The organism is Arthrobacter sp. 2YAF22_2, from assembly GCF_052114645.1.
In the GTDB taxonomy this organism is placed as follows: domain Bacteria; phylum Actinomycetota; class Actinomycetes; order Actinomycetales; family Micrococcaceae; genus Arthrobacter.
The window spans coordinates 1-7,794 of the sequence record NZ_JBFRFD010000128.1; the positions used below are offsets into that span (position 1 = coordinate 1).

The 7,794-nt window shown below is 67.9% G+C and carries 6 protein-coding genes; 2 read left to right on the forward strand and 4 right to left on the reverse strand.

Annotated elements, in window-relative coordinates; all coding sequences use genetic code 11:
- Positions 1-73: 73 nt before the first annotated feature.
- Complete coding sequence (locus AB4Y86_RS07345; RefSeq protein ID WP_441401450.1) at positions 74-1,369, reverse strand: ABC transporter substrate-binding protein; 1,296 nt, start codon at positions 1,367-1,369, stop codon at positions 74-76.
- A 134-nt stretch (positions 1,370-1,503) separates the two neighbouring features.
- Between AB4Y86_RS07345 and AB4Y86_RS07350 the strand changes: the two genes are divergently transcribed.
- Complete coding sequence (locus AB4Y86_RS07350) at positions 1,504-2,241, forward strand: FadR/GntR family transcriptional regulator (RefSeq protein ID WP_441401452.1); 738 nt, start codon at positions 1,504-1,506, stop codon at positions 2,239-2,241.
- Between the two features lie 83 nt (positions 2,242-2,324).
- Here the strand turns inward: AB4Y86_RS07350 and AB4Y86_RS07355 are convergent, their stop codons facing one another.
- A complete protein-coding gene (locus AB4Y86_RS07355; RefSeq protein WP_441401454.1) occupies positions 2,325-3,197 on the reverse strand; it encodes an NAD-dependent epimerase/dehydratase family protein in 873 nt (290 codons plus the stop codon).
- A gap of 147 nt (positions 3,198-3,344) precedes the next feature.
- Between AB4Y86_RS07355 and AB4Y86_RS07360 the strand changes: the two genes are divergently transcribed.
- Positions 3,345-3,809 carry a universal stress protein gene (locus AB4Y86_RS07360; RefSeq protein WP_441401456.1) on the forward strand — a complete coding sequence of 155 codons (465 nt, stop codon included), beginning with the start codon at positions 3,345-3,347 and terminating at the stop codon, positions 3,807-3,809.
- Positions 3,810-3,915: 106 nt separating this feature from the next.
- Here the strand turns inward: AB4Y86_RS07360 and AB4Y86_RS07365 are convergent, their stop codons facing one another.
- Complete coding sequence (locus AB4Y86_RS07365; protein WP_441401458.1) at positions 3,916-5,238, reverse strand: phosphoribosyltransferase family protein; 1,323 nt, start codon at positions 5,236-5,238, stop codon at positions 3,916-3,918.
- Positions 5,239-5,338: 100 nt separating this feature from the next.
- The coding region (mgtA, locus tag AB4Y86_RS07370; RefSeq protein WP_441401460.1) for a magnesium-translocating P-type ATPase at positions 5,339-7,794 on the reverse strand (2,456 nt) is incomplete at its 5' end.

Sequence of the window (7,794 nt, forward strand, 5' to 3'; positions counted from 1 at the left end):
GGGCTGGTGTTGCGTCTGGCGCGTGTCAGGTGCGTGGCGTCGCGCACGCTGCGCCCCACGCTGCGCCGAGGCGCTATTTCTTTTCGCTGTCCAGGAACTTCTGGAACGCGTCGCTCGCCGAGGCGGCTTCGGCCGAGGCGTCGGCACCGGTGATGGTGGCAACGATCGGCGCGCCGACGATCTCGCGGGCCTTGCCCACGGTGACAACCTCGGGACGGTCGTGGCCCACGCCGTTTTTGGCGCTCACGGCGATCGCGTCGGCGAGGTCCTTCGGGTAGGTGGAGGTGCCGGCCGGGTCAGCCCAGACCGAGGCGCGGGCGCCGGGGACGCCGGCCTTCTGGGCGGCCAGGGTGCGATCCTTGCTGGTGGCCCACTGGATGAACTTCCAGGCGTTGTCCTGGTTGCTGGAGTTCTTGTTGATGGCCAGGCCCCACGACGGGATGTTGTACGGCTTGGAACCGGCCGGTCCGGCGGGCAGCGCGGCAAAGCCGACCTTGTCCGCGACCTTGGACTTGGCCGGATCGGTGGCGTTCTTGTAGAGCGAGTCGGCCTCGGTGTAGAAAGCGGCCTTGCCCTGGGTGAAGATCGCCATTGCCTCGGGCCAGCTCATGTCCGTGCTGACGTTCTTGGGGCCGGAGTTCTTGATCAGGCCGCCGTAGAAGGAGTATGCCTTCTTCGCCGCATCGCTGCCGATGGCGGACTTGCCGTTGGCGTCAACGAAGTCACCGCCGAAGCTGTAGAGGAAGCTGGAGAACTGCGTCACGGCTGCCGACTTGTTGGTGCGGGCTACGAAGCCTGCAGTGTCCGGGTTGGCGGCCGAGATCTTCTGGGCGGCGGCCTGGAGCTCGTCCATGGTCTTGGGAACCTGGAGTCCGGCGGCTGCCAGCAGGTCCTTGCGGTAATACAGCACTTCACGTTCGGTGATGATGGGGACGCCGACGACCTTGCCGTCAACGGTGCTGGCCTTGACCGGACCGTCCTGGTAGTCCTTCCAGTCCCAGTTCGCGTCCGCGGAAACCTTGCTGGTCAGGTCGGCCAGGTAGCCGTTCTTGGCGAACGCCTTGCCTTCCTGGAGGGGGCGGTACATCATGACGTCGATTTCGTCGCTGCCGGCGTTGAGCTTGACGTTGTACTGGTCGGACAGCTGGTCCTCGCCGAGCTGGGTCAGTTCGACCTTCAGGCCGGTGGCCTTTTCGAATTCCGGAATGGCGGCTTTGATGCCGTCGGTCCACACGTGGTTGGCCAGCGTGACCCGGACCGTGCCGGACGTCTTGGCATCGCTGCTTCCGCTGCCGCCGCCACAGGCGGTGACGCCGAGCGACAGCGCGGCGGCCACGGCCGCATACTTCACAATTGAACGCCGCTTCATTACGACTCCCTTGTCTTCAGGGCCGGATCATCTTCCGGCCGCCGCGGATGCATCGTTACATCTGCTCTGGAGCGATCTTAGAGAAATAAAGCAGACTTATACAACCCCCTTGCGCCTATCCGTATGATTTATTTATGCAAACCCCAAAGGCGGAGTCTTCAGCTGACCTGCACTCCGCGCTCGTCCAGACCCTGGGGCTCGCGATTGCCGAGGGTAAACTGGCACCGCACTCCATCCTCCGGCTGGACGAACTCGAGGCCCAGCACAGCGTGTCGCGCTCCGTGGTGCGGGAGGCCACCCGGGTGCTCTCCTCAATGGGCATGCTCGAATCCCGGCGCCGGCTGGGCACCGTGGTGCAGCCGGAGGAATCCTGGAATCTTTATGACCCGCAGGTAATCCGCTGGCGGCTGGCCTCATCCCGGCGGGTGGACCAGCTGCGCGCCCTGAACGAACTCCGCGGCGCGATCGAGCCGCAGGCCGCCCGGCTGGCGGCCGAACGGGCCTCCCTGGATGCCGCCAGCGACCTCGTCTCTCAAGCCGCGCGGCTGTGGGCGGCCGGGCAGCGCGGCGACCAGGATGAGTTCCTGCGGCTGGACATCGAGTTCCACGCCGCCGTGCTGCACGCCTCCGGCAACCCGATGTTTTCACAGTTGCACAACCTCGTCGCGGAAGTCCTCACCGGCCGCACCGAGCACGGCCTGATGCCCCATCTGCCGCAGCACGAGGCACTCCAGCTGCACGTGGAGGTGGCCAGCGCCATCCAGCGCGGCGAGATGGACGCCGCCCACGCCGCCATGCGCCGGATCGTGGAACAGTCCACCGAAGAAATCGGCGACATCTGGTCCAGCCATCAGGACCGTTCCGCCCACTAGCCCCCAGCCACAACGCGTGGGCGCAGCTGCGGTGCATGTCAGCCCCTGATGGGAGCGGAATGACGCCGCGCTGGTCTGGTGCCTCAGTCCTCGGTGGGGGTGAGGCGCAGCGAGTGGTAGTTGCGCCAACTGTGCTCCGGTGCGTAACCCAGCAGCCGCTTGGCCTTGTCGATCGAGAGCAGGGTCTCGTGCTCGCCAAGGTCCTTGACCACCTTGACGTCCGGGAACACCTCGGCGGCCAGCTCGCTGCTGGAGCGGCTCATCACGGTGTCCTCGTTGGCGACGATGAAGGCCTCGAAGCCGGGCTTGCCGTGCGCCAGCGCCCGCGCCACTGCCTGCGCGCCGTCGCGGCCGTCAATGTAGCCCCAGAGATTCCATTTGCGCAGCCGGGCATCCGCGTCAAACGACGGGAATTCCTCGTAATCCTCCGGGTCCATCACATTGGAGAACCGCAGGCCGGTGATGCTCAGTTCCGGGTCCCAGCGGGTCAGCTGGATCGCCATCTGCTCTTCGAGGTGCTTGACCAGCGAGTAGGTGCTTTCCGGCCGAGCCGGGTACTCCTCGTCGACTGGAAGGTAAGGAGGGTCGGCGTCGAACGGCAGTCCCAGCACCGTCTCACTGGAGGCGTAGACAATCCTTTTGATTCCGGCCCGGCGCGCCGCCTGGAACACGTTGTAGGTGGCCTGCATGTTGTTCTCGAACGTCGCCGCGTCGGGGGCGAGGCCCGGGGCGGGGATGGCCGCCAGGTGCACGATGGCGTCGAAGCCCTCGTGCCGGTCGTCCAGGCCAAGAATGACGTCCACCACTTGCCCGTAGTCGCGCAGGTCGACCCTGGTGAACCCCGGCCTCCGGTCGCCCGTTTGGTCAAGGGTGGTGACGTGGTGGCCGTCGTCGACGAGCCGACGGACTACGTTCCTGCCGAGCTTTCCACTTCCTCCGGTCACTGCAATTCTCATCGGGTTCTCCTCGGTGGTTGGGCGGCTGCCGTTCCCACCCTAGAACGGACGACACCCGCGGCGCACCCCGTCCGGGCAAAGGGGCCCGTGCCGCGCGGTGACCTTTGGCCCTAGCCGCTGCCGGGACCACGGGGAAAGGTGGATGCCATGAGCGGAGATCAGCGGATCGTCGTGGGCGTGGACGGCTCCGAGTTTTCAACGACGGCGCTCCGGCTAGCCGGACGCCTGGCCACCAGCCTGAACGCCCCGCTGGAGGTCGTCACCTGCCTGGGCAGTTCGGATTTCTTCCTCGCATCCCACCTGCCCGAGGAGCGCACCCCCTCGGCCGGCGAACTTGACGAGACAGCCAAGCGCCTCGTGGAGGAATCGCTGGAACGGGCCTTCGGGGACTCCCGCCCGGAGCGGCTGACCCGACAGGTCAAATTCGGCCAGCCCGCCAAAGTCCTGATCGACGAGAGCCGGGACGCCCAGCTGCTGGTTGTCGGACGGCGTGGCCGGGGCGGCTTTCTCGCCCAGGTCATGGGCTCCGTCAGCGGCGCGTGCGCGGCGCATGCCTATTGCCCTGTGCTGGTGGTCGGCCAGGACGCGACCGAAGGACAGCCCGCCGGATAAGGACGGGTCCCATCCAGCTCGCAGTTGTTGTCACTCTGAGCCGTCAAAACGACAGCAACTGCCGGTCAGTTGGACGGGCGGGATGGCTCCTAATGCGTCCGGCCGGTCACGGCAGCAGGTAATCCTTGAACCAGTCGCGGGCCAGGATGGCTGCCGCGGCCAGGGTCCCGGGTTCCTCGAACAGGTGGGTGGCGCCCTGGACCACGGCAAGCTGGTTGGGGCACCGCATCATGGCCTTGGCCTTGCGGTTGAGCTCCAGCACCTCTTGGTCGAGGCTGCCCACAATCAGCAGCGTCGGCGCACGGACCGCGGRCAGCCGCGGACCGGCCAGGTCGGGACGGCCGCCGCGGGAGACGACGGCGGCGGTCCGGGCGGACGGCTCGGACGCGGACCACAGGGCGGCCCCGGCCCCCGTGCTCGCCCCGAAATACCCGATGCGGCTGGCCGCGGTGTCCTCCCTGGTACCCAGCCAGTCGGCCGCCGAGGAGAGCCGCCGCGCCAGTAACTCGATGTCGAAGACGTTGGCACGGTCGCGTTCCTCCGCCGGCGTGAGCAGGTCAAGCAGCAGGGTGCCCAGCCCGGCCCGCTGAAGCAGGCCGGCCACGAGCCGGTTCCGCGGACTGTGCCGGCTGCTGCCGCTCCCGTGGGCGAAGACAACCACACCGCGGGCCGGCGCGGTCAGGTGCAGCTGGCCGTGGAGCCGCACGCTCCGGGACGGGATTTCCACCTCCTCGTCGAATTCGACGGGGTCTCCGGCCGCCGCCGACCCGGCCGCCGGCGGTGCATCCTTCAGGCGGCGGGCGGCGTCGTCGAGAAGCTGGATCACCTCGTCGTCCTCGGTCGGCGAGAAGTCCCGGTAGTGATAGCCGACGGCGGAAAACTCCCGGGGCGTGGCCAGGCAGACCACATCGTCGGGTTCGCTCAGGCTCGCCAGGGTGTCGGCCGGGGCCACCGGAACCGCAAGGATCACCCGGGCGGCGCCCAGTTTCCGGGCGATCCGGCAGGCCACCCTGGCGGTGGACCCGGTGGCGATGCCGTCGTCGACGATCACCGCAATGCGCCCGGTCAGGTCCTGGCGGGGACGGCCCTGCCGGAACCGGGCCACCCGGTTCTCAAGCACGGCGCGTTCGTGATCCTCGACCGCCGCCAGTTCCTGGTCGCTGACTCTGGCCTGTGCCAGCACATGCGCCTCCAATACCCTGGCGCCGTCCTCGCCGATGGCCCCCATGGCGAGCTCGGGCTGGTACGGGAGACCGAGTTTCCGCACCACGATCACGTCCAAAGGGGCATCCAGGGCCGCGGCGACCTCGAACGCCACCGGAACTCCCCCGCGCGGGATGCCGAGAACCACGATGTCCCTGCCGCGAAGGTCTGAAAGCCGCCTCCCCAGTTGCCGCCCGGCGTCGATCCTGTCTTCAAAAACGCTCATTGTCTTGGCTTTCCAATCGGGCGCCGGCCCCGGGCTCACCCGGCAATGCGCTCCGCAGGGCCGGGGATCGGACCAAGTGGCCGCTTCCTCCCACTATCCGTCAGGAGTTCCGAGGATGTGAGGGCCCTTGTACCCGGTTTGCCTTGGGCCGGCCGGGCCTGCCCCGCCGGGGTGCCAGCGGACCCCTGCGGGAATGCCGGGTCCTGGGCTCCGTGGTGCTGAAGCGGGCGGCACGGCGGGCCACATGGTGGTCTGCTCCCCGCCGCCGGACCCTGGGCAGTGCCGGTGCGGCGGGCTGCTGCGCGGAACGGGAGAAGAACCATTGCTTGGCCGCCTCCACCAGCACCAGGTAGACCACTGTCATGCCCAGCAGCGCCAGGAAGAAGGGAACCGGCAGCGGGTCAAAGCCGAGGACGCCGGCCAGCGGGGACAACGGAAGGTAGATGCCCAGGGCCACCACGCCCAGCGAGGCGAACAGCAGCCCGACGGAGGGGCGGCTGCGCAGGAACGGTACCCGGCGGGTCCGGATCGCGAAGATGATCAGCGTCTGGGTCGCGATTGACTCGATGAACCAGCCGGCCCGGAACTCCCCCGGAACGGCGTCGAAGACGAACAGCATAAGGGCGAACGTCGCGAAGTCGAAGACCGAGCTGATGGGCCCGAAGAGGAACATGAAGCGCCGGATGAAGGCAATGTTCCAGTGCGCCGGTGCCAGCAGTTGTTCCTTGTCCACCCGGTCCCCCGGAATGGCCAGCTGGCCGCTGTCGTAGAGCAGGTTGTTGAGCAGGATCTGTCCCGGCAGCATCGGCAGGAAACTCAGCACCACGGATGCTGTGGCTGCGCTGAACATGTTGCCGAAGTTGCTGGAGGTGCCCATCAGCACGTACTTGATGGTGTTGGCGAAGATCCGCCGGCCTTCCATCACGCCATCGGCCAGCACGCCGAGGTCCTTGTCCAGCAGGACGACGTCGGCGGCGTCCTTGGCGACGTCGGTGGCGCTGTCCACGGAGATGCCGATATCCGCCTGGTGCAGCGCGAGCGCGTCGTTGACGCCGTCGCCCATGAACCCAACCGCTCCGCCGCTCTGGCGCAGCAGTCGGATAATCCGGGCCTTCTGCTCCGGCGAAACGCGGGCAAAGATGCTGGCCTCGCGGGCCGCGGCGGCGAGCACCGGGTCGGACATGGTCTCGGCCTCGACGCCGGTGATGGTTCCGCCGGACAGCACGCCCAGCTGCTGGCAGACCTTCTCGGCCACCTTGGCGTTGTCGCCAGTGGCGATTTTGACCGTGATGCCCAGCGCGTTGAGCCGGTCCAGGGACTCCTTCGCGTTGGCCTTGGGCCGGTCGAGGAAGACGAGGAAGCCGGCCAGGGTCAGGTCCTTCTCGTCGGCCGGCGAGATGTCTTCTATTCCGGCGGCGGCCCGGGTGGCGACGGCCACCACGCGGGAACCGGCGTCGAATTGCTCATCCAGCAGGGCCTGCACCTTGGCCGGCGTGGCGCCGCACAGTGCCAGGACGTCCTCCGGCGAGCCCTTGGTGATGATCCGGGCGGGGCCGCCGGCGTCGCGGACCAGCACGCTGGTCCGCCGGCGCTGATGGTCGAAGTCGATCACGTCGAGTCGCTGGTAGCGCGAGGGTTCGAAGGCAGCGGCCTCCGGTGACTCCCAGAGCGCGGCGTCCAGGGGGTTTTGCCCCAGGACTGACCGTTTCGCTTCGGTGTAGTCGGCCTCGGTGGCGAGCAGCCCGAGGGTGAGTAGCTCTCCCGGGGATAGGGCGCCGGTCACCGGCAGGGCGGCGGTGAAGCCGATCCGGCCCTCTGTCAGGGTCCCGGTCTTGTCGGTGACGAGGATGTCCATGTCGCCGAGATCCTCGATGCAAACCAGCCGCTTGACCAGCACCTTGCGTTTGGCCAGCTGCCTGGTCCCCGTCGCCAGGCTCGTGCTGACGACGGCGGGCAGCAACTGCGGGGTGATGCCCACGGCAATGGCCAGGGAGAACAGCAGCGACTCGAGCACGGGGCGGTGCAGAAGCAGGTTCGCGATAAAGATGAGCGAGGTCAGCCCGACGGCCACCTGCAGCAGGAGGAAGGAGAAGCGCTTGAGGCCAAGTTGGAATTCCGTCTGCGGCTGGCGTTCGCCCAGGCCGAGTGCGATCCGGCCGAATTCGGCCCGGCCGCCCGTGGCCACCACCGCCCCGGTGCAGTTGCCGGACTGGATCACGGTGCCCATGAACAGGCAGGACGTGAGGTCACCGAGCGCGGCGGCGTCCGCCACCGGGGCAGGATCCTTGCCGACCGGCAGCGACTCGCCGGTCAGGATGCTTTCGTCGCAGAGCAGGTCCTTGGCGCTCAGCAGCCGAAGATCGGCAGGGATGATCGCGCCAAGTCCCAGTTGCACGACGTCGCCGGGGACCAGTTCGGTCACGGCCACCTCGCGGATGGTCCCGTCGCGGAGCACGACGGCGGTGTGGGTGACGCGTGAATGCAGCGCCTCGGCCGCGCGTTCGGCGCGGAATTCGTTGCTGAAGCCCAGTCCGACGCTGACCAGCAGGATCACGC